Below are 21023 nucleotides of genomic sequence, written 5' to 3'. Positions count from 1 at the left end.
AGGAATAATTAAAGTGATAATTGTAAACCAGCGGTAACCGTACGTAGTGGAGGCATTATGGTATAATTTTGCGTTTCAGGATCTGATCCCTGATATCCGGTGATTACAAAAAGGTTTTGCGCTTGTACGTATACTTTTAGCGAAGATATATGTGCTTTATTTAACAATTTAATCGGAACGTTATAGGAGGCATAAACATTTTTTAAACGCAGAAATGAAGCATCTACATAATATAGATTTGAGAAAAATCCAGCATACAAACCAGATGTGCCCGTTAAACTACCTGTATTAGTGGTAAATTTTTGAACATTTGTTTCATCTCCTACCTTTTGCCATCTGTCGAGTGCCAGGGTAGGTACATTGTTGGCCGTGCCAATTGGCGTAAGTACAGCGCCGTTTCTCCAATCTCTTCCCAATTGCTTTGTAAATTGAAGGAAAAAGCTAAGGCTAATGCCCTTGTAAGAAAAAGTATTGTTTACACCTCCAAAATATTTTGGATCGGTATTGCCCATTAAAGCCCAGTCGTTTGCGCTTGAAACCAGTCCATCGCCATTAACATCTTTTACGGTGTACAAACCTGTATTTGGGTCTACACCTAGATATTGCCCAACAATAATACTATTTAATGATTCACCAACTATATAGCTATTGGCATAAGAAGAATTGGCTAAGTTTGGATATTTCTTTAATTTATTTTTTGGGATGGTTAAGTTGATATCAGTAGACCATCTAAAATTGGTTTTAACCATATTTTGGGTACTTAAGGTAATTTCCAATCCTTTATTCTCTACTTCCACACCATCTAGGTTTCTTACAATTGATCCGAATCCTGTGGTACGTGGCAATACATAGCTTACCAAAGGATCGGATGAGAGGTTGCGATAAGCAGATGCAGAGAATAAAATTCGATCTTTAAAGAAACCAAGTTCTAAGGCCAGTTCCATTTTGTTGTTACGCTCCCAGTGTAAATCTGGGTTGTAAAGCTTTGTAGTGGCTAAAGTTGTCGAATCGTTATAGGTACTTCCTCCGGCCCAGCTATCTAAATAAGTATATTCACCAATCTGATCATTGCCCGTGGTACCAAAACTGCCCCTTAATTTACCATAACTTAATGTGGTATTTGATTTTAAAGCTTTTTCGTTGGTGAACACCCAGGCCACACCAAGAGCGCCAAAGTTCGAGAACCTGTAATTAGGTCCAAAACGGCTCGATCCGTCTCTTCTTCCTGTAAAGTTAATGATGTATTTATCTTCCCAGTTGTAGTTTATCCTTCCAAAAAATGCCTGATAGTTATACTGTGTAATGGTATTTGTTGGGGTATAGGTTGTGTAAGCCTTAATAGAGCCGGCTAAATCTACACTGGTGGCACCTGTTGCACTGGTGGCCTCTGAATTTGTTTTTCTTTTGTTATAGGTAGCCCCAGCAAGCACATTTAGCTTTCCTTTAGAAATGTTGTGGGTATATTCCGCTTGGGGTTCTATAATCCAGTTTTTGAAAGAGTTGTTACCCAGTGTCATTGTTCCAGTATTGGTCGATAATGGATTCCATGCTGTAATCGGCGTAATTCTTCTATCGTTATTGTAGGTAGCACTATATCCCATGCTACTTCTTAATACCAAATCTTTAATAATTTTATAATTGAGTACCAGATTACCGTTGAGATTAGAGAGTTGGGAAACATATAACTGATTAAGTTGCGCCAACGGATTGGTCCTTCCATCATTAAAGTTACCCTCGTTCCAAGATAGGTTGCCATTGTTATCATAAAGCCTATAGTTAGGAGGCAAAATCACAGCACTAGCTAAATCTACAGCGGTTAAATTACTGTTGCCCACACTGTACATGCCAGATAGGTTTGCCGTAAACTTTTCGTTGTTCGACATGGAGTTCATATTAAAACTTAACGATGCCCGATCACTGGTTTTATCTCCAGGCCAAACCGTTCCTTCTTTATGGTAGCCACCGCCAATTCGATATTGACTGTATTTTGAACCACCCGATACGGTAAGCTGGGCATCAGTTGTCGAGGCTTTTTCTCCAAGCAAAAGTTCTGGAAAGTTCGTGTACCTGTGCTGGTCGTATAACAAAAGGTCGTATGCATTACCATTGGTTTTAATCAGCTTGTCATTAGCTAAAGCCTCATTCCGCATAGTTAAATACTCCTCGGTATTCAACATTGGGGTGAGTTTAGTAACAGTATTTACTCCAGAATAAACGCCTGCGGTAATCGACATTCGTCCGGGTGCGCCTTTCTTGGTTGTGATGAGGATTACACCATTAGCACCTCGACTTCCATAAATCGCAGTAGCATCGGCATCCTTTAAAACATTTATACTTTCTATATCGGCCATATTAATACCCGAAAAAGCACTTAATCCGTCAGTTAAGGCAGAACCAAAAGGACCAGCAGATAAATTAACTTTCTCATTGCCCGCAGCCATTGGTACACCGTCTAAAATAAATAAGGGCTGATCAGAGGATAGATTTTTATCAAAATTTGATCGGCCTCGAACCTGAACATTTAATCTGGCTCCCGGAACTCCACTGGTCTGATTTACAATCATACCCGGAATTCGGCCTTCTAATGCTTGCAATGGGTTTTGTACTGGCTGTTTTTCTAAATCCTCACTGGTAATTACGGATAGGTTACCAGTACCATTACGCCGAGAACCTTTTCGGTAACCCTCTACAGATACTTGGTCTAACTTAGAAATATCTTGTTCTAAGCTTATCACCAAGGTTTTATTTGTTTTGCCAACTACAATTTCTTGTGTTTTAAAACCGACGTACGAAAAGGACAATACCGTTCCCTCTGGTACATCGAGAGAAAACTCTCCGTTTGAGTTTGATGAACCCAATGTTACTTTATCCTTATTTCGGATAATAACCCCTGGGAGTGGATTGCCATCAGGTCCGATTACGGTTCCCTTTACACTGGCAAAGGCCGAGAAGAGATTAAACAGTTTATCCTCGATGTTTTTTACCTTTTTTTTGATTACAATGGTTCCTTCTTTGATTTCAAAATCTAGATCACGCCCTTTAAAGCAGATTTCCAGACTTTTTTTAAGATCAACATTATTTAAGTGAACAGTTACCAAACTGGTATTTTTTACATCTTGATCATTGTATACAAAGTCATATCCGCTTTGGGCTCTAATCAGATCAATTACCTTTTCTAAGGGTATGTTTTTTTCATTTAGGGAGATTTTCTGAGCAAAGCCTTTTGCACTTACTTGAACAATGGCTATGGTCAGCATAATCATAACTAATTTCATAACGAGCAGTATTTTTTGAATAAGGTGGGAATTATCCCCACGCTTACGAACGCAAAAATTCATATATTTGAATGGTATGGGTTTAAATTAGATTGTTGTTTAGTCGCAATATTTAAGATGCCCGTTCATTGCTAGGGGTGGTTCGAAGCGCTCCTAGCTTTTTTTTGGTCACCGTTTTGTTTGGTAGCATTATGGCATAACGGTAATCCTCCTTCCTTCTACTTTAAAATGAATGGTATTTGTCGATTCCAATAGGTTAAGCACTTTATGGATTTGATCAAATCGAGAAACGCTACCAGAAAAACTTTTGCCGTCAACATCACCTTGATAGGCTACCTCTACATTATACCACCTTGCAATCTCCCGCATAATAACCTTAATGTTTTTGTTTGTGAACTTAAATTTTCCATCTTTCCACGCAGTTGCCTCACCAGTTATCGCAGGTTGTGTGATAATTTTTAGTCCATCATTCACCGATTGTTCGCCAGGGTGTAAAAGCACGTTGTTGTTGATGCGAACGCTTCCTTCTAACAACGTTGATATGGTAGCTCCTCCCGTATAACTTTCTACATTAAAATGAGTGCCTAAAACTTCGATCAATTGTCCGTTACTGTTTACATGAAAGGGTTGAGCAGCATTATGTGCCACTTCAAAATAGGCCTCTCCGGTAAGATTTACGGTTCTAAAATCTCCGTTAAAGCGAGTTGGAAAACGTAAGGAAGAGGATGCATTTAACCAAACATGGGTTTGATCTGGCAAAATAATTTCATATTGTCCGCCCAAGGGTGTCGAAATGGTATTGAAATCGGTACTCACTCCCCCCTTTTCCGATGCCTGATAAACAAGTCGTCCGCTTTCATCCAATGCAACCTGAGTTTTACCAATCAAAACCGGTGTTCTTGAAAGCGCTTCTCCAAGGTTAATCTGTGTGCCATCAGCGAGAACCAATACTGCCTTGCTGCTCCCGGCCTTAATGTGTCGAGTTTCAAATGCTGTAACCATTGCAGGAGTGCTTCTAGTTTTCATAAGCATCAACCCTGCCGATATTGCAATTACGATACCGGCAGCCGCAACCCATCGTGGCCATAAGCGATAAGATTTCTGTGAGGTAACAGTTTTTTGTGCAAGTGCAGACTGAAATACCTCGGCTTTCATTCCCTCATAATCTTCGTCTTCAATCGAAACTTTTTGTTCAGTAGAAAAAGAAATATACCAAGACTCTACAATTGCCTTTTCGTAAGGTGTGCATCTGCCCTCAACAAATTTTTTCAATAACTGTTCGGCTTTTTCTTTACTCATATAAAAGAGGCAATCCTTAAATGAAGATGTTGCCCGAGTATAAGACAGTTCAGCGGAAGCTTAGTATAAGAAGAAATTAATATTTTTTTTTAAAAAAAATTATTTCAACAGTAGAAAAGTAATAAAAGCTACGAGACCAAGCTTTAAACGAAGTATTTTTAAGGCATTGTTGATCTGTTTTTTAACCGTATTCTCCGATATAGATAATTTTTGAGCAATTTCCTTATAAGAAAGATGTTTATTCCTGCTTAAATCAAAAATTACACGCATTTTTTCGGGCAATAAGGCAATCTCCTTTTCAATTAACAAACTTAACTGTCGCTCTCTAACCAAATAATCTGTCGCAACCTGTTCATTTTCCATAAAACTACTAAGCGAGTCTATATGGTTTGTTCTTACTTTCTGATGAGCGATGACATTTAGTATTCGGTTTCTAGTCAGCGCATATAAATAAGATGCAAGTGTGGTGTTAATTTCAAGATCGAATGCCTGATTCCAAAGTTTGGAAAAAACTTCCTGCAAAACATCCCTCACGTCTTCATCATCCGATAGCATCCGTTTAGCATGCCTAAGCAGTAAGGGCCAATAACGTTCGTAGATAACAGAAAATGCGTTTTCATCACCTTTGTTCAAAAGCGCAAGCAGCTCATTATCTGTCAACAAGTTATAAGGAGATTCCACAACACGAAAGTAACACTAAATTAACATAAAAAATAACGTATTCGTTTAAAAGCCCAAAACTAAACAGTAGTAGTGGCTTACTTATACGCTTCATTCTGCCTATTATTTATGTTAGATAAAGCTGTTCCAAAGTGAAGCAATCTTTAGATCCATAAGTAGGTTTTAGCATCAACCTTTTACTTTCTGCGTTTTTGCCTTGCCCTGTTCATATAATTTTGTACACCTATCAGAAAAATTAAAATAGGTTTCTTCTCCAAAATCTTCGAGATAAATTTTCGCAAAAACCATTTTTGCTTTGATGGTTGGAATTTTAATTAGTTTGTTTTTGGCAACACTAAAGTAATTCCAATTGCCAAGATAATCCCCATTAAGCAAATTCACGCTCGATTCGCCACTTCCATCATTTGCAGCGTTGCCAAATTCATATCTGCTCATACCAATAAGCTGTACTTTCTTTAACGCTTTATTGTAGCGAAACTGGTTGGCATAACCCGCTCGCATCCAATTGTTGCGGAACTCAAAACCATTTTTCGTACCCGAAATTCTAGAATTATCATTCATGATTTCTATTACCTTACTTTTTATTTTCTTAAATTTTTGAGTCGATAGTTGGCAAACAATAAAACCTTTAACGTCAATATAAACAGTGTCTTTTATACCGTCCAAATCGATATCCTTTATCAGTTTTTCTTGGGCAAAACCAAAGCTGTAAGAAATGAGGGTAATAAACAGGAGTAAATATTTTTTCATAATAATCTCAAATTTCAATGTCTGAAGAAAACAATTTAATATTAAAATTGATTCGGCCTTTTACAATTCGCTAAGGTTGATTTACAATTCGTTATAATTATAAGCGATAATTTGTCTTCTGGAAGAAGCTAAGTAAAAAAACCGATAATAGTGGAAATTCCCGATTTTTTATATCGGGAATTGGTAACTAATAGCTCCAATGGAGTGCCGATGGACCAGGGCTTCCGAACCAATGCCACCCTAAATTACCTTTCAAATGATTAAGAAACTATTTTAAAAACCTATCTCCCTAAATTTAGTTTTCTTTGCTTTCTATACTGATAAATAGATCCAGCAATAAACAATACCAAGAGAATAAGCAGGGTTATGCCGATAATGGGATCGCTTGGTGCTTTCGCCAAAGGGTGTCCAATTGGGATACGCGTAAAGGTTTCGTTAACCGTAGGTATCCAGGATAGAAAAAAGCTAAAGGATAGACAAAAATTTTCAAAATACCTGCTTCGGTTATGGCCTGCTTTCTTGTGATAAAGAAGAAAGGCCACAGATACTAAAACTGCAATTAATAAGGAAAATACATGCCCAGCATTAAATCCGCCATGTTTGGATATGCCTAAAGCCGTTAAGGAAGTAATTACAGTGCCATAAAAATAGATCTTCCCAGACCATGCAGCTAAATTGATTTTGCCGAACTTGATATAAGACGCAACTGCCGATACAATTGCAACAACGCCAACGGCCGTGTGAAAAATGCCTAAATTTGATAGTCCCATGAGGTTTTATTTTTAAATATTAAATAATTTTATGCTTGAGAAATAAGTGGCCAAAAAGAAAAGCTAAGCCTTGTTTTAATTTTTGGTGTTTACTCATTTCTTTTACACCACAAAGCTCTTAAAGAAAAGAAAGCCGAACTTTGTACATTAGTCCAATTTTTTGGCAAATTGGTTCATTTTAAAAAGCAACTTCAGTTGATATGGTAAACGACTATAAAAAATTCGATTTATTTGGGAAATCGTTAATACAAAAAATTGTACTCAAGCCCCCTTTCAAATTTGAATTTCCGGTTACGGATCGGGCTTGCTTTTTGTATGTATTGGAAGGAGAGGTTAATTACCAGATAGATGAAGAGGAAATAAACATTCCAACCAATTATTCATTATTTCTAAACTGCATCAATTCTGGCAAACAGATTCAAAATTCCAGTTCAAACCGCAATTGTGAAATTGTAATCGTTACCTTTTATCCAGATATTTTAAAGAAAATCTATGAGAGAGAATTGCCTACGTTGCTCCAGGCGCCCATTAATCCGGTATCGAACAAATCAAGCGAAAAAATAAGCAACGATTATTTAATATTAAAATACATTGAAGGATTACTGTTTTACTTTGAAAACCCATCTTTGGTTAACGAGGATATCTTAATTTTGAAATTTAAGGAAATCATTCTTTTGCTTTCTCAAACACAGAATGCCAATGCTATACAAGTTATTTTATCACAGCTCTTTTCGCCAAATAAGTATACCTTTAATCAAATCATTGAAGCAAATTTATTCTCTCAACTTTCGATCGAAGAACTTGCAGCACAAAACAATTTAAGCATCTCTTCATTTAAAAGAGAATTCGCACGATTATACAACGATACGCCCGCCAATTATATAAAAGCTAAAAAGCTAGAAAAAGCAGCTGAACTCCTTTTGGCTTCTACAGAACGCATTACCGACATTGCCTTTAACTGTGGCTTTAACGACCTCGCAAATTTTACCAAAAGCTTCAATGAAAAATACAACGCCACCCCTACAAGTTATCGCCAGCAAAAAAAACCAGCCCTTTAATTATGTAAATTCTGTGGTGCGTATCAATTTATCCAAAGAGAAAATCAATTGTACCAAACCTTTCGATATGAATGATTATGCGAGGCTAATCTTTCATGATTTCGGCTAAAACAAACACAGATTTGGCTAAATAGACCTGGCAAAAACGATGTTTCTTTGTATAAACAAAAGAAAATCATTTATGCGCATATTTGTCACAGGAGCCACAGGCTTCATTGGTACTGCAATAGTACAGGAGTTAATAGAGGCCGGTCATCAGGTTTTGGGATTGGCCCGTTCAGATGCTTCGGCCCAAAAACTAATGGATGCCGGTGCATCCGTGCACCGCGGTGATCTTGAAGATCTAGATAGTTTACGCAGTGGCGCCGCCCAGGCAGACGGCGTAATCCATGCCGGTTTTATTCATGATTTTACCCGATTCGCTGAAGTTTGCGAGGTCGATAAAATTGCGATCGAAACCATTGGGAATGTATTGGAAGGCTCAAACCGTCCCTTTATTGTGACTTCGGGTACCGCTTTGGTGAGCCCCGGAAGACTTGCCACCGAAGATATCATTCCAGCCTTTAACCCGGCTTGGCCTCGTGCTTCCGAACAGGCTGCAGATGCTGTAGCTCAAAAAGGGGTTAGTGCAGCAGTCATTCGCCTGTCCCCATCGGTACATGGCAATGAAGATCTACATGGTTTTATACCCATAATGGTCAACATCGCAAAAGAAAAAGGCTTTTCTGCCTACATAGGCGATGGACTAAACCAATGGAACGCCGTACATCGTTTGGATGCTGCCCGTTTATTCCGCTTGGCTTTTGAACATGCTACCCCAAGCGCCCGTTATCATGCAGTGGCTGAAGAAGCCATTACAGTCAAATCTATTGCCGAAGCCATTGGAAAACAGCTCGGTCTACCTGTAAAATCAATTGCTCCAGAAGCAGCCGTAGAACATTTTGGATGGTTTTCGCACATGGCAGCAATCGATTGTCCAGCCTCAAGCAAGTGGACACAAGATCAATTAAGCTGGGTTCCTACACATGCTACCCTACTTACTGATATTGAACAAGGGATATATTCCAAATAAAAAATCAAAGGCTTGCCGTTAAAAATTATGGCATTAAACAATTTCCAAAAATGAAAATCATCGTAACCGGTTCTTTAGGCAACATCAGCTTCCCGTTAACAGAAATACTAATTAGACAGGGCCATGAAGTAACCGTAGTGAGCAGCGATCCGAAAAAACACAACGCAATCGAAAACCTTGGTGCAATACCTGCTATCGGCTCAATATCTGATGTTAGGTTTTTGACGAATACCTTCAAAGGCGCAGATGCTGTTTATGCAATGATCCCACTCAGTTTCACTGAACCAGACCTAGTCGGATATTTTCACAACATTAGCCAGAACTATGCACAGCCCTTAAGGGAATCCAAAACAAAACGCCTGGTATTCCTAAGCGGTTGGTCAGCAGACCTAATTAATGGAGAAAATATTGAAGATATCTTCGATGGATTAGAGACATCGGTAACCATTTTGAGGCCTGCAGCTTTTTACACCAATTTCTATCAATCTATAGATTTAATCAAGGGAAAAGGCCTAATCGGGAAATTCCTGACCTTGCGTTACTTTGGTCTTCGTGCCTTACTAACAGGTAAAACCGGTTTGCTGATGGGGAATTACGGTGGAGAAGACCGCATCGTTTTTGTATCGCCAAAGGATATTGCAGATGCCGCAGCAGAAGAATTGCTGTTGTTGCCGGAAGAGAAAACCATTCGCTATGTGGGCAGTGAAGAAATGACCTGCAATGAGGCAGCCAAGATTATTGGCAATGCAATAGGTAAACCCTGGCTAAAATGGGTTTTGCTTTCTGATAAGGAAATGCTAAGAGGACTTAAGATGGCCAAATTGCCTGAAAAACTGGCCGAAATGCTGGTCGAGATGCAGGCCGCCATGCACAGTGGCAAAGCCCTGGAAAACTTTCGTCAAAATAATCCAAAAATGGGCAAAATTATGCTCATCGATTTTGCTCAGGAATTTGCCGAAGCTTATCACAAAAATTAACGAACTTTAATTTAACATGAGCAACAATCCGCTTTTCCATTTTCATTCCATTACCGAGTATCATCGGGCGGCAGGTTTACCCAAACCTGCTCACCCACTTATAAGCTTGGTAAACATGCAAGACCTAAACAGGCCTCTCGCCGAAGGTTCATTCAGTTTGATTTACGACTTTTACTCCATCTCCATGAAAAGGGTTCAAAATGCCAAATTCAAATATGGGCAACAGACCAGTGATTTCGATGAAGGAGTATTGTTCTTTATGTCGCCAGGGCAGGTTTTTGGAATGGAAATCGAAAAGGGTGCCACCTTGCATCGCCCCGAGGGTTGGATGATTCTGATCCACCCCGATTTTCTGTGGAATACATCTTTAGCCAAAGGCATTAAACAATATGAATTTTTTAATTATTCGGTTTACGAGGCGCTTTATTTATCAGATAAGGAAGAAAACATGATTACCACCATCGCTCAAAATATCGAACAGGAATACCATGCAAATATCGATCGATTTAGCCAAAGTGTAATTATTGCCCAACTCGAGCTCCTACTTACCTATTCGGAAAGGTTCTATCAGCGCCAGTTTATAACCCGTAAAATGGCCAGCCACGAAATTTTAACCAAATTGGAAGATCTGCTAGATGCCTATTTCTATAGTGGTACCCTTGCTAAACAAGGTTTGCCCAGCGTAACCTATATTGCCGAAAAGCTAAACCTATCCCCAGGTTACCTGAGTAGCCTACTCAAATCCCTAACCGGGCAAAATACACAACAACATCTTCATAATAAGCTAATTGAGCTGGCCAAAGAAAAGCTCTCCACCACAAAACTATCTGTAAGCGAAATTGCCTACGAACTGGGATTCGAGCATTTACAATCTTTCAGCAAGCTTTTCAAAACCAAAACAAGTCTTTCGCCACTGGAGTTTAGGCATTCCTTTAACTGAATATCCAATAGGTTAAGATAATGATCATAACAGCTGTTCACTTATCCTAAAATAATGAACGACATGCACTGTGGTATCCTTAACCGTATTTATACGGATTAAAAGAACGCACCACATCTAAAAACCGCTTTGCTATTCCTACAGTTGTTTAAAACAGAGCTTACAATGAATATAATGAATACCCATTAGCGCCTATTAGGCCTATACCTTTGATCATCAACCAGGCTTTCAGGCCGATTTGGGAAATGATGATGAAAATTTTTTTACTGTTTGTATCTTGTATATTCCACCCGTTATGCGAAGTCATTGCCGCCGAGGGTTGCAGAATTGGAAGCGTGGTTTATACTGGTAAGATTACCAATATACCAGGCCCCTTCGGACTGGGAAATCGTCCACAGTTCGATAGCGATCCCGCAACAGCTCTTGGTCTTTATGGAGGATCCTGTCCAGTAGGTGGTGCGTTCCAGTATGCTTCCATTACAGGCCTCACTTTGGAAAATTGTGGTTTTACCACAAACTACAACGACAATACCATCGGTACAGTTGTAAATTATGACATTGTACAGTGCAACTTCGATTACATGATTCCGCTTTTGGCTTTTCCGCTGATCGGCCTAGCGCTCTTCCATATGGAAAAAAAACAGGTAAAAGTTATAACATGATTTAGAAGGTGTGCACGCTTGCAGAGATGGATTAGAGTTTTTGATTTAACTAAATCCAAGCGAGACGCTTTGGCTAAATGGAAACTGCCTCACCCTAAAATCAGAAGCTTAATCAATAGAAAATTAAGAGCCATTTTACAGCGACTGATCCAAAACAACCTCGATTAAAACCACCTATTTTTTACAAATAATATAAAAAACTAGTCCTTCAATAAATTAGCTTTGCCTTGTACCGATTATTATGGCGAAGAAAATAAATACTATCCCTGTCGAAAACATTACATTTAAAGAACGACTCTCTTCCTTAAGGAATTTACCAAGTCTATTTAAACTGGTTTGGCAAAGCAGTCCAAGTAAAACCATCATCAGTTTTAGCCTTAGAATCTTGCGCTCTGCCATGCCTGTTGCATTGCTCTATGTTGGGAAACTGATTATAGACGAAGTTGTGGTCTTGAGCACCAGCGCCACAGGTGGCAATATGCATCGGCTTTGGGAATTGGTAGGCTTGCAGTTCTTCCTAGCCATAATGAACGATGCGCTGAGTCGGATGATCAACCTGACGGATAGCCTTTTGGGTGATCAGTTTTCAAATTATACCTCCATGAAAATTATGGAGCATGCCGCCACCCTCGACCTAGATCAATTCGAAGATTCTGTATTTTATGATAAGCTGGAACGTGCAAGGCAACAAACAGTGGGCAGAAGTGTCATGCTTTCACAAGTGATGAGCCAGATACAGGATTTAATTTCTATGGCTTTTCTCCTAACAGGATTAATTGCCTTTAACCCCTGGCTGATTCTGTTATTGGTACTGGCCATTATTCCCTCGTTTCTGGGCGAATCGTATTTTAACAGCAAGAATTATGCGCTATCCCGGAGTCAAACACCAGAACGGAGAGAACTCGATTATGTGCGTTACTTGGGTGCCAGCGATGAAACTGCAAAGGAAGTTAAGATTTTTGGCCTTTCAGATTTCATCATGAACAGGTTTAAAACCCTATCGGATAAATTTTATAAAGACAATAGTAAGTTGGCCGTTCGCCGTTCGCTTTGGGGAACATTTTTTTCCATTTTAGGCACCATCGGCTATTATGCAGCCTATGGATTTATTGTTTACGAAACGGTTACCGGAAAATCAACGGTTGGAAACCTAACCTTCTTGGCCGGATCATTTCGTCAACTGAGCAGTTTAATGGAAACCATGCTTTCGAGGTTTACAATGGTTTCTCAGGGCGCCATTTATCTGCAAGATTTTATTGATTTTTTTGAAATAAAACCGAAAATCACCAAACCAAAAGACGCCTTGCCTTTTCCAAATCCGATACAATCGGGTTTCGTATTCGAAAATGTAGGTTTCCAATACCACAATAGCGATAGATGGGCAAACAGGAATTTAAGCTTCGAACTCAAACCTGGAGAAAAATTAGCGCTTGTTGGCGAGAATGGTGCAGGTAAAACCACCTTGGTAAAACTCCTCGCCCGATTGTATGATCCCAGTGAAGGGCGCATTCTGTTAGACGGAAAAGATTTAAAAAGTTATGATCTGGATGACTTAAGACATAACCTGGGCATTATTTTCCAGGATTACATTCGTTACCAGATGACTTTTTATCAAAACATTGCAGTTGGCAACATTAAGGAAATTGATAACGAACAATTGGTAAAAACAGCGGCCGAACTAAGCCTTGCAGATCAGCTTGCTCAAAAACTACCTGGCGCTTATCAGCAATGGCTGGGCAGGAAATTTAACGATGGTATCGAACTTTCTGGTGGCGAGTGGCAAAAAGTGGCTTTAGCAAGAGCATATATGAAAGATGCTCAGGTACTGATTTTAGATGAGCCCACTTCTGCACTGGATGCCAGAGCAGAGTATGAGGTTTTTCAGCGTTTTGCGCAGCTCACAACCGGAAAATCTGCCGTATTGATTTCCCATCGTTTCTCTACTGCTCGCCTAGCCGATCGGATTTTGGTTTTGGAAAAGGGAACGCTATTGGAATCGGGAACGCATGATCAACTCCTAAAGTCGGGTGGCAGATACGCAGAGCTTTTTAACTTACAGGCAAGGGGTTATAAATAATAATCTACAATACAATCTGAAGTTTACCACTTAATCCAATACCGCTACAGTTAGCCTAATAATATTCGCAAAGCTTATGGCATCAGGACTGGATTTAGCGGTAACCTGCATGCCTTTTACTGCATTGAAGATGAATTTAGCCAACACCAATGCATCTTGATTATTTTTGATTTCTCCACTTTCTTGACCTTTTTTTATCACTTGGAAAAAAGCGGCTTCCATGTGCTGTTCATTTTGGCAGACCAATTGGCTCACTTCCTGATCATGGGGCGCAACTTCCACCTCAGCATTAACCATAAAACAGCCTTTTTGTTGTTTATCGCCAACCAATTCATTGGTAGCAAGTTCCATCAATTTAATTACGGTTTCTTTTGCAGAACTCGATTGAGCTATAATTTCATTTATTTTTGCGTTTCCAGCCATCTGGTAACTTTCCAATGCTTTTAGAAACAGGGTATGCTTATCGCTATAGGTATCGTACAAACTCGAGCGGCTAATTCCCAGCCCATCCACCAAATCCTGCATAGAGGTAGCATTGTAGCCCTTATGCCAAAACAGTTGAATTGCCTTTGTCAGCACTACATTCTCATCAAAATCTTTCGTTCTTGCCATAACCAGAAATAGCCTTGCTTAATAAAGCAAAGCTATTCATTTTAAATTAATTCTCGTAAAACGAAGCCTTACCTTACGCCTCCGCTTGCGATGAGAATCTCGCCGCTTAACCAACGCGAATCTTCCGAAGCAAGAAATACGGCAACATCGGCAATATCATCTGGGTTTCCACCACGACCTAAAGGCGTAGAAGCAATGGCTTCTTTTTGGAAATCGCTGCCAATAAAACCAGCTGTATGTGTTCCTTCCGTTTCGACCATACCAGGATTAATAGAGTTTACACGGATTTTCTTAGCGCCCAATTCTTTGGCCAATACATGGGTAATGGAATCTACGGCGCCTTTGGTTGCTGTATAAATAGAACTTGCTACTGGAGTTATCGCAGTCACTGCCGATCCAATGTTAATAATGCTCCCACCAGCTGAATTAAAGTGTTTAAGTGCGCCTTGTGTACTCAACAATAAACCAAGTACATTGGTATCAAACTGACGGTGAAAGTCTTCCGCTGTAATTTCTTCAATGGCACCAAATTGATAAACGCCCGCATTGTTTACCAAAATATCAACCGCACCGAAAGTATTATGGGTTTCTTCAAATAATTTATCAAGATCCGATACACTTGAAACATTGCCCTGAATGGCAATTGCTTTACCACCCGCTGCATTAATTTCTTCAACTACCTGATCTGCACCAGCTTTTGCTGAAGCATAATTTACAACAACACTTGCACCTGCTGCTGCAAGACTTTTAGCAATACCGGCACCAATACCTTTTGATGCGCCAGTAACTACGGCTATTTTATTTTCTAATTTTTTCATATCTATCTGCTGTCATTCCTTTAGTGGAACAATCGTTCCGCAAACATATAAACTATTCAGGAACGATTGTTCCGTTATTATTTATTATTAGTTTTGAATGACAAATTTGGAAGTTTGATAAAAACGACATTTTAATAAAATACTTGTTTCATCTAAGTAACAGCTCATTATGGAATTAATCTAGCGTTCCTCAGTTCCTCAAATAGCTCGAAAAATGTTTCTTCTGTATCTTGATAAACCAAAAATCCTAATTTTCTACTTTTAGTCATATCTGTCATCACTTCTATTGGCCTACCCAAATCAAGATCTGTATGCCAAGCTGTGGCTACGCGACTTAAATCAGTTTCTTTAAGTTTGTACTTTTCGGCAATTTTACGCCAGGTGTCTACATCGTTGGCCATTTCTTTTTCTAATGGTTTAATTTGGTTACCATATCCAACAGCTTCTATATCAAAAAAAGCCGCTAAACGATTCCATAATCTGCTCCAACGGAATACATCTCCATTAACTACATTAAAAGCTTCGTTGCGTGCAACGTCAGTAATAGATGCCCATATCAGGTGCTCCGCTAACAATCGGGCATCGGTTACGTCAGATAAGCCGTTCCATTGGGCAGCAGATCCGGGCCACACAAAAGGCCTACCCTCTTCTTTACAAATTGAGGCATAAACGGCTAAAGTTGTACCCATATTCATGGCATTGCCAATTACCTTTCCAATAACCGTATGTGGCCGGTGAATGCTCCAGGTAAATCCATCTCGTTCAGCCGCAGCATATACCTCATCCTCCTGCGCATAGTAAAAATTCTCCAGATCAAGTCTAGGATGCTCTTCCCTTAAAGGGGTCTCAGGCAAAAATCCCGCTTTGGCATAAGCCTCAAACGGACCTAAATAATGTTTCAAGCCTGTTACCAAGGCTACATGCACTACCGAACCCTTTTCCGAAAGTACATCAAGAATATTCCGAACCATTTGCCCGTTCACCTTAATGTTTTCTTTTTCGGTCTCGTTACGCATCCATGTAGTAATGTAAACATGTGTAGGTTTTACCTCTTGTAAGGCCAGCTTAAGACTTTCAATATCCAAAAGATCGGCAGATATGGGCTTAAGTTTGCTGTTGTCTGTATTGGGCTTTCTGGCTAGGCCGTAAGTTTCCCACCCGTAAGAGATCAGTTTTTCAACTAAATTGCTTCCAGTAATGCCACTCGAACCTATTACCAATGCTATTTTATCCATTTCTTATCGTTTTATTGATATACGTGTTTATTTATTCAACAAAAATAATGTAGCCCTAACCAGCCACAAATGACCTGAATCAACTAAAACACTTAATCTAAATCAAGCGGTTTGTGGTTTTGGAAACAATAGTTACGCTGAATAAATTATATTTGGGCAGAGAATTCCAAGATGATCGAAATACTGTTTAATCATATCGAAAAAAAGGTTAATCTTAGCCCTCTTGATAAAGAAAAAATTACCGCTTTCTTTATTAAAAAGAGATTGCGCAAAAAGCAATACCTCCTCCAGGATGGGGACATCTGCAAGTATCTTTCATTTGTTGCCAAAGGGTTAATAAGAACCTACAATGTAGATGAAAAAGGCGACGAGCACATGAGTGTTTTTGGCTGGGAAGGATGGTGGATTTCGGATTTCAACAGCTTTCTATCTAAAGAACCTGCGCTTTTTAATATAGATGCGATTGAAGACACTGAATTGTATATGATTTCCAGATCTGATTATGACGAAATCACCATTCAGGTGCCCATTATGGATCGCTATTTTAGGATATTGTTCCAGAACAGCTTAGTCACTAAAGAGCGTCGTCTGATGAGCTCAATTACCCATACTGCGGAACAAAAGTATGTTCAGTTACTGGAATCCAATCCTGAAATGATTAGCAGAATACCACAAAATATGGTTGCCTCCTATTTAGGCATAGCCCCAGAAACGCTTAGCCGAATCAAAAGAAATCTTGCTTACAAAAAAGATGAATCGGGCGCTAAGTTGTGAGAAATTAGATGAAATAAAAAAATGTTATTTAAACGACTTGTGCTCAAAATCGGAAACATAATCCATCCAAACTACATTCCCTTTTTGTGAATTTGTACCAATAGCAATATGTGTCATATCATCGGTAGGCGTTGCGCCATGCCAGTGTACAACATTTGGTGGGCATTTGATTACATCACCCTTCTTAATCAATTTAATGGGCTTTCCTTTCTCTTGGTATAACCCTTTCCCCTCTGTAACCAATAACAATTGCCCACCCGGGTGGAAATGCCATTTGCTTCTTGCTCCTGGAGCAAAGGTTACTGAACCGATATTGCTATTGTAGATGGTATCATTTAGAACCAACATCTGCAACCAAACGTTTCCTGTGAAATTACCATTGGTCACTTTATTGCCAAGTGGAAAAACAGGAGGATTTTCCGATTTATTCTTTTGACCATTTGCTGTTATTGCAAGAAATAAAAGTGGACCTAAACACTTGAATATAAGTTTCATTCTATAAAGTTTTACAGATGATGCTGATAGAAATCTATTAATTTGCCAACGGCCTGGGCAACATACGCTGGTTTCCAGTACGTTTGTATGTGTGAAGCACCGTCTATAATAAAAAGCTCCTTACTTTTTGCGTTAATCGCCTTGCCAAATGCTTCATCAGTCATATATTTTGTATCCGCCTTACTTCCTGCCATCATCAATAATGGCTGAATAATTAAGTCGATACCAGCAGTGGCATCCCAGGCCATCAAATCGAGCAAGCTACTCTTGGTATATAAAAACGTAGAATTAGGGTGCGCATGGGTACGGTAGTAGTACTCATATCCTTCTCGATATAAATCTGTTTGGGTTTTGGCAATTTCTTCATCCGTGATGCTTGCAACGCCTGCATAAATGATTTGACCACCAGCCGCCTCCTGCGTACGAGCATCAGTTGCTTCCCTTAAGCGTTCTTGAATTGTACCCAGCTGGGAATTCTGAAATCCATTTCGCCTTACTTCACCTGAATTAAACATACTCAGTGTAGCAACAGCTTTCAGCTGTTTATCCGATTGTGCCGCCTTCAAGGTATAACCGCCACCGCCACAGATCCCCAATGCACCCAAACGCTTAGCATCTACACCTGCGTAACCGCTAATAAAATCTGCCATGCCACTGATATCTTCGGTTCTAAACGCAGGTTTATCGGTATGGCGTGGTTCCCCACCACTTGCGCCTTGATAGGCTGCATCTGCCGTAATGGTGATATAACCTGCTTCTGCCAAATGTTGCGCATACAATCCCGCAGTTTGTTCTTTTACACCACCATTCGGATGTGCAACAACTATTGCAGGGTATTTTTTTAACGTGTCATAACCTGCTGGTGTATATACATTGGCAGCGATTTTTATACCATTAAGTTTATATGTAACGGGATGGATATTTACTTTACCCTTTTCATTCTTGGTAATTGCATCATCATATACCAATGTAAAAGGATTTTGCTGATTCTTTTTTTGTTCAGACTGTGCGTTGGCTATATCTGTGCCCGACATAGATATGGCTATTGCTATGATTGATGTTAATTTTTTCATCTATTTATTGTTTTTTAACGTTGATGAAGCGATAATTGTTTCCCTTTCTCATGGGATAAATTATGATGTTTTCATTTGAGATTATCTTTTGCCTTTTAATACTTCATCCAACACTTTACGAGCTGAATGCGCTTCTTTTTCTCCAACTTTTAATTTGATAACTTCTATAAACTCATTCAATTTCATGGGTGCCGTACCTACTTTTAATGAAATACCAAGATGGCTCTGCAACATGGGCTCTGCATCACCAATGGCACTGATGACCGAAATGGTAACCAGTTCGCGTTGCGCATAGGTTAAAATATCCCTTTCAAAAATATCAGCAAATAGGTGTTCTTTTAAAAAAGTATCAATAGTTGGTGCAAATGCGGCATAACCCGAAAGTTGCTCTGGTTGAGGCACACCAGTTAGTTCGCCTAATATCTTTTTACCGCGTTCGTATTTGCTGCTTTCATTTGTAATCAGCGAGGCTTCAGCACCCAGATTGTCTTTTATTCCTTTTGCCTTACGCTCTTCCATCACTTTTATAAAAGTCTGCAATCCGCTGATGCTTCTTGGAAAACCACAGTAGGCATAACAATGCACCAATATTTCTTTGATTTCATTTACCGTTAAACCTGCCTCGAGTCCTGTATTTAGTTCTGTTTTGAGGTTTTCTAATTTACCTTTTGCGGTAAGTGAAGAAATGGAGATAATGCTTTTCTCCTTCGCGTTAAGTCCTTGGGCTTTTACTTTGCTACTAAACTGAAACGTGCCTACCATCATTGCAATTAAACCTAAATATCTTATTTGTATCATTGTTTTCTTTTAATGCTACTTATCAAGCCCTTTTTCTTTTAGCCACCTCATCAGGTGGTCTGCAATTTCTTTGCTGTTCAAGTCTAACATGATGAAGTGCGTATTGCCTTTAATGCCAATTTCCGGAAGATGAACTACAGCAGCATCGCCACCATTTGCATTAACAACTTTGGCCCATTGCCTAGCCGTAGCCAATACATTACGCCAAAAATTTAACGATGCAGCATTTGTTTCTGTTTCCGGAATATAATCGCCAAAATAAATTACGATAGGAATTTTAGTCAGTTTTTTAAAATCCTCCATAGGTATACCCCTACCGCCTCGATTGCCCTCTGGCACCTGTCCTTCCGGAAATACGAAGCCACCAGGTTCAAATGCCACAATTGCTTTTACATTTTCATTTTTGATTGCTGTTTTCCAGCCCGGAGCTCCACCTGCAGAATGCGTAAATAAAATGCCTTTACCAGATTTATCAAACACTGCCGACATAGAATTGACTATTGTGGCCTCTTCAACAGCACCCGTATTCGGTGTCATCATTCTGAAAAACTTATCGAGCGACAAGCTGTCTTTTGGAAATTGTACGCCCTCGTTAAAATTTGGATACAATCCAATACGGAACTGGGTAAACCAAGTTTGATCGTCTGGTATTGCCGTTATCTGTGCAGGTTTGGTAGCCTGCCCTGCCAAACCGCGACCGGGTTGATCTACTAAGTAAGTGCTGTAACCTTTACGCAGGAACATATCCGAAAAACCTTCCCTACCATCGGCCGTAGTTTGCCAGCTTCGGCGAGATTGTCCGTAACCGTGCAGAAACACCATCGAAAGCTTTTTAGATTTTATAGGAATTTGATAGAATACATCAGCATGATCACCATGGCGACTTTGTCCGCCCTGTGGTACATTCCAAGCTTTTAAGGGATCAAATGTTCCTTCGCTTTTTGCCACTGTGCCGCCTGCAGAAAAAGTGCCCTGCGAGGATAAAATTAATGGTTTTTGCTTTTGTCCATATGTATAGGTACATACACCCAATATAGTAACTAATATCGCTGAACTTAATTTTACATTCATGATTTCCGTTTTAGTGGATTAAAATTAGGTAGACGTTTTGGTAAAGGATAGAGAAGCAAGTTGCCAGTTGCCATTTTCGTTGACATAAACTTCGGTTACGATAAAGGGATTGGTTACCTCATTCCCACCAACTACAGCAAGCAGTGTAATTCTGTTAAGCAATACCGCCGTATTTCCAATAACCTGTACAGATGCGTTGAGTATATCTGCTTTTTTGTACCAAATGCCACCGCTTTTGATCACATTGAGCTCACGTTCTCTACCCCAAGAGCCGCCCATATGCACAAAAACAGCTTTTTCGTGGAACAAATGAGCAAGGGTATCTGCATTTTTATCTGCCATCCAAAGCCATTTTTGTTTGGATAAATCTAACAATTGTTGCTCCTGTTTGGAGATGGCCTTAACAGTGTTTGTATTTTCTTGAGCCGAGGCATATTGTAGGCCAGCAATGAAAATGAATGGGGATTATCCAAAAAGTGGCCACCGTTTTTTACTCAAAGTGGCCACTTTCTTTTCAGCTAAAGTGGCCAGTATATAGCGGTAAAAGTGTGCACTTGACTGATTTATAGCCGTTTTAAGCCTGCTA

General features: G+C 39.5%; 20 protein-coding genes. 7 read left to right on the top strand and 13 right to left on the bottom strand.

Going from position 1 to position 21023, the window contains the following annotated elements; genetic code table 11:
- Positions 1-8 precede the first annotated feature (8 nt).
- From DF947_RS00100 to DF947_RS00080, 5 genes are all read right to left on the bottom strand, one after another.
- The gene (locus DF947_RS00100; protein ID WP_158526200.1) at positions 9-3275 is read right to left on the bottom strand and encodes a SusC/RagA family TonB-linked outer membrane protein; all 3267 of its coding nucleotides are present in this window, start codon (positions 3273-3275) and stop codon (positions 9-11) included.
- A gap of 189 nt (positions 3276-3464) precedes the next feature.
- Positions 3465-4574 carry a FecR family protein gene (locus DF947_RS00095; RefSeq protein ID WP_109927671.1) on the bottom strand — a complete coding sequence of 370 codons (1110 nt, stop codon included), beginning with the start codon at positions 4572-4574 and terminating at the stop codon, positions 3465-3467.
- 99 nt (positions 4575-4673) lie between these two features.
- On the bottom strand, positions 4674-5237 hold the full coding sequence (locus DF947_RS00090) for an RNA polymerase sigma factor (protein ID WP_240615280.1): 564 nt from the start codon (positions 5235-5237) through the stop codon (positions 4674-4676).
- Positions 5238-5423: 186 nt separating this feature from the next.
- Entirely contained in the window at positions 5424-6005 is a 582-nt protein-coding gene (locus DF947_RS00085) for a hypothetical protein (protein WP_109927669.1), read from the bottom strand.
- Positions 6006-6286: 281 nt separating this feature from the next.
- Positions 6287-6775, bottom strand: coding sequence for a hypothetical protein (locus DF947_RS00080; protein WP_109927668.1), 489 nt, complete (start codon positions 6773-6775; stop codon positions 6287-6289).
- Positions 6776-6975: 200 nt separating this feature from the next.
- Between DF947_RS00080 and DF947_RS00075 the strand changes: the two genes are divergently transcribed.
- From DF947_RS00075 to DF947_RS00050, 6 genes are all read left to right on the top strand, one after another.
- A complete protein-coding gene (locus DF947_RS00075; RefSeq protein WP_109927667.1) occupies positions 6976-7833 on the top strand; it encodes a helix-turn-helix domain-containing protein in 858 nt (285 codons plus the stop codon).
- Positions 7834-8014: 181 nt separating this feature from the next.
- The gene (locus DF947_RS00070; protein WP_109927666.1) at positions 8015-8905 is read left to right on the top strand and encodes an SDR family oxidoreductase; all 891 of its coding nucleotides are present in this window, start codon (positions 8015-8017) and stop codon (positions 8903-8905) included.
- 50 nt (positions 8906-8955) lie between these two features.
- Positions 8956-9882 (top strand): NAD(P)H-binding protein, encoded by a 927-nt coding sequence (locus tag DF947_RS00065; protein ID WP_109927665.1) that lies wholly within the window; start codon positions 8956-8958, stop codon positions 9880-9882.
- Positions 9883-9898: 16 nt separating this feature from the next.
- A complete protein-coding gene (locus DF947_RS00060) occupies positions 9899-10822 on the top strand; it encodes a helix-turn-helix domain-containing protein (RefSeq protein WP_109927664.1) in 924 nt (307 codons plus the stop codon).
- Positions 10823-11157: 335 nt separating this feature from the next.
- Positions 11158-11484, top strand: coding sequence for a hypothetical protein (locus DF947_RS00055; RefSeq protein ID WP_146202850.1), 327 nt, complete (start codon positions 11158-11160; stop codon positions 11482-11484).
- Positions 11485-11725: 241 nt separating this feature from the next.
- Positions 11726-13561, top strand: a complete 1836-nt coding sequence (locus DF947_RS00050; protein ID WP_109927662.1) for an ABC transporter ATP-binding protein — start codon at positions 11726-11728, stop codon at positions 13559-13561.
- A 30-nt stretch (positions 13562-13591) separates the two neighbouring features.
- Here the strand turns inward: DF947_RS00050 and DF947_RS00045 are convergent, their stop codons facing one another.
- From DF947_RS00045 to DF947_RS00035, 3 genes are all read right to left on the bottom strand, one after another.
- Positions 13592-14173 carry a TetR/AcrR family transcriptional regulator gene (locus tag DF947_RS00045; protein WP_109927661.1) on the bottom strand — a complete coding sequence of 194 codons (582 nt, stop codon included), beginning with the start codon at positions 14171-14173 and terminating at the stop codon, positions 13592-13594.
- A gap of 68 nt (positions 14174-14241) precedes the next feature.
- Positions 14242-14991, bottom strand: coding sequence for a glucose 1-dehydrogenase (locus DF947_RS00040; RefSeq protein WP_109927660.1), 750 nt, complete (start codon positions 14989-14991; stop codon positions 14242-14244).
- Positions 14992-15158: 167 nt separating this feature from the next.
- Positions 15159-16226 carry an SDR family oxidoreductase gene (locus DF947_RS00035; RefSeq protein WP_109927659.1) on the bottom strand — a complete coding sequence of 356 codons (1068 nt, stop codon included), beginning with the start codon at positions 16224-16226 and terminating at the stop codon, positions 15159-15161.
- Positions 16227-16397: 171 nt separating this feature from the next.
- On the opposite strand from DF947_RS00035, the gene DF947_RS00030 reads away from it, so the two are divergent.
- Positions 16398-17000 carry a Crp/Fnr family transcriptional regulator gene (locus tag DF947_RS00030; protein WP_109927658.1) on the top strand — a complete coding sequence of 201 codons (603 nt, stop codon included), beginning with the start codon at positions 16398-16400 and terminating at the stop codon, positions 16998-17000.
- Between the two features lie 24 nt (positions 17001-17024).
- Here DF947_RS00030 and DF947_RS00025 read toward each other — a convergent pair whose 3' ends face one another.
- The 5 genes from DF947_RS00025 to DF947_RS00005 all read right to left on the bottom strand — a co-directional run bounded on the left by DF947_RS00025 (position 17025) and on the right by DF947_RS00005 (position 20812).
- The gene (locus tag DF947_RS00025) at positions 17025-17495 is read right to left on the bottom strand and encodes a cupin domain-containing protein (protein ID WP_109927657.1); all 471 of its coding nucleotides are present in this window, start codon (positions 17493-17495) and stop codon (positions 17025-17027) included.
- Between the two features lie 11 nt (positions 17496-17506).
- The gene (locus DF947_RS00020; protein WP_109927656.1) at positions 17507-18568 is read right to left on the bottom strand and encodes an alpha/beta hydrolase; all 1062 of its coding nucleotides are present in this window, start codon (positions 18566-18568) and stop codon (positions 17507-17509) included.
- 81 nt (positions 18569-18649) lie between these two features.
- Positions 18650-19366 carry a carboxymuconolactone decarboxylase family protein gene (locus tag DF947_RS00015; RefSeq protein WP_109927655.1) on the bottom strand — a complete coding sequence of 239 codons (717 nt, stop codon included), beginning with the start codon at positions 19364-19366 and terminating at the stop codon, positions 18650-18652.
- Positions 19367-19381: 15 nt separating this feature from the next.
- Entirely contained in the window at positions 19382-20437 is a 1056-nt protein-coding gene (locus tag DF947_RS00010; RefSeq protein WP_109927654.1) for an alpha/beta hydrolase, read from the bottom strand.
- 24 nt (positions 20438-20461) lie between these two features.
- Entirely contained in the window at positions 20462-20812 is a 351-nt protein-coding gene (locus DF947_RS00005; RefSeq protein WP_262510056.1) for a nuclear transport factor 2 family protein, read from the bottom strand.
- Positions 20813-21023: the final 211 nt, after the last annotated feature.

Origin of the sequence: Pedobacter paludis (assembly GCF_003173575.1) — a bacterium.
Taxonomy (GTDB): Bacteria; Bacteroidota; Bacteroidia; order Sphingobacteriales; family Sphingobacteriaceae; genus Pedobacter; species Pedobacter paludis.
Note: the sequence above shows the minus strand (reverse complement) of the source record. Positions and strands in the feature narration are given on the sequence as shown.

What these genes read in the sequence shown, in the direction of transcription:
- DF947_RS00100 (WP_158526200.1), bottom strand. Translation starts at nt 3,275, where the DNA reads ATGAAATTAGTTATGATTATGCTGACCATAGCCATTGTTCAAGTAAGT.
- DF947_RS00095 (WP_109927671.1), bottom strand. Translation starts at nt 4,574, where the DNA reads ATGAGTAAAGAAAAAGCCGAACAGTTATTGAAAAAATTTGTTGAGGGC.
- DF947_RS00085 (WP_109927669.1), bottom strand. Translation starts at nt 6,005, where the DNA reads ATGAAAAAATATTTACTCCTGTTTATTACCCTCATTTCTTACAGCTTT.
- DF947_RS00080 (WP_109927668.1), bottom strand. Translation starts at nt 6,775, where the DNA reads ATGGGACTATCAAATTTAGGCATTTTTCACACGGCCGTTGGCGTTGTT.
- DF947_RS00075 (WP_109927667.1), top strand. Translation starts at nt 6,976, where the DNA reads ATGGTAAACGACTATAAAAAATTCGATTTATTTGGGAAATCGTTAATA.
- DF947_RS00070 (WP_109927666.1), top strand. Translation starts at nt 8,015, where the DNA reads ATGCGCATATTTGTCACAGGAGCCACAGGCTTCATTGGTACTGCAATA.
- DF947_RS00065 (WP_109927665.1), top strand. Translation starts at nt 8,956, where the DNA reads ATGAAAATCATCGTAACCGGTTCTTTAGGCAACATCAGCTTCCCGTTA.
- DF947_RS00060 (WP_109927664.1), top strand. Translation starts at nt 9,899, where the DNA reads ATGAGCAACAATCCGCTTTTCCATTTTCATTCCATTACCGAGTATCAT.
- DF947_RS00050 (WP_109927662.1), top strand. Translation starts at nt 11,726, where the DNA reads ATGGCGAAGAAAATAAATACTATCCCTGTCGAAAACATTACATTTAAA.
- DF947_RS00045 (WP_109927661.1), bottom strand. Translation starts at nt 14,173, where the DNA reads ATGGCAAGAACGAAAGATTTTGATGAGAATGTAGTGCTGACAAAGGCA.
- DF947_RS00040 (WP_109927660.1), bottom strand. Translation starts at nt 14,991, where the DNA reads ATGAAAAAATTAGAAAATAAAATAGCCGTAGTTACTGGCGCATCAAAA.
- DF947_RS00035 (WP_109927659.1), bottom strand. Translation starts at nt 16,226, where the DNA reads ATGGATAAAATAGCATTGGTAATAGGTTCGAGTGGCATTACTGGAAGC.
- DF947_RS00030 (WP_109927658.1), top strand. Translation starts at nt 16,398, where the DNA reads ATGATCGAAATACTGTTTAATCATATCGAAAAAAAGGTTAATCTTAGC.
- DF947_RS00025 (WP_109927657.1), bottom strand. Translation starts at nt 17,495, where the DNA reads ATGAAACTTATATTCAAGTGTTTAGGTCCACTTTTATTTCTTGCAATA.
- DF947_RS00020 (WP_109927656.1), bottom strand. Translation starts at nt 18,568, where the DNA reads ATGAAAAAATTAACATCAATCATAGCAATAGCCATATCTATGTCGGGC.
- DF947_RS00015 (WP_109927655.1), bottom strand. Translation starts at nt 19,366, where the DNA reads ATGATACAAATAAGATATTTAGGTTTAATTGCAATGATGGTAGGCACG.
- DF947_RS00010 (WP_109927654.1), bottom strand. Translation starts at nt 20,437, where the DNA reads ATGAATGTAAAATTAAGTTCAGCGATATTAGTTACTATATTGGGTGTA.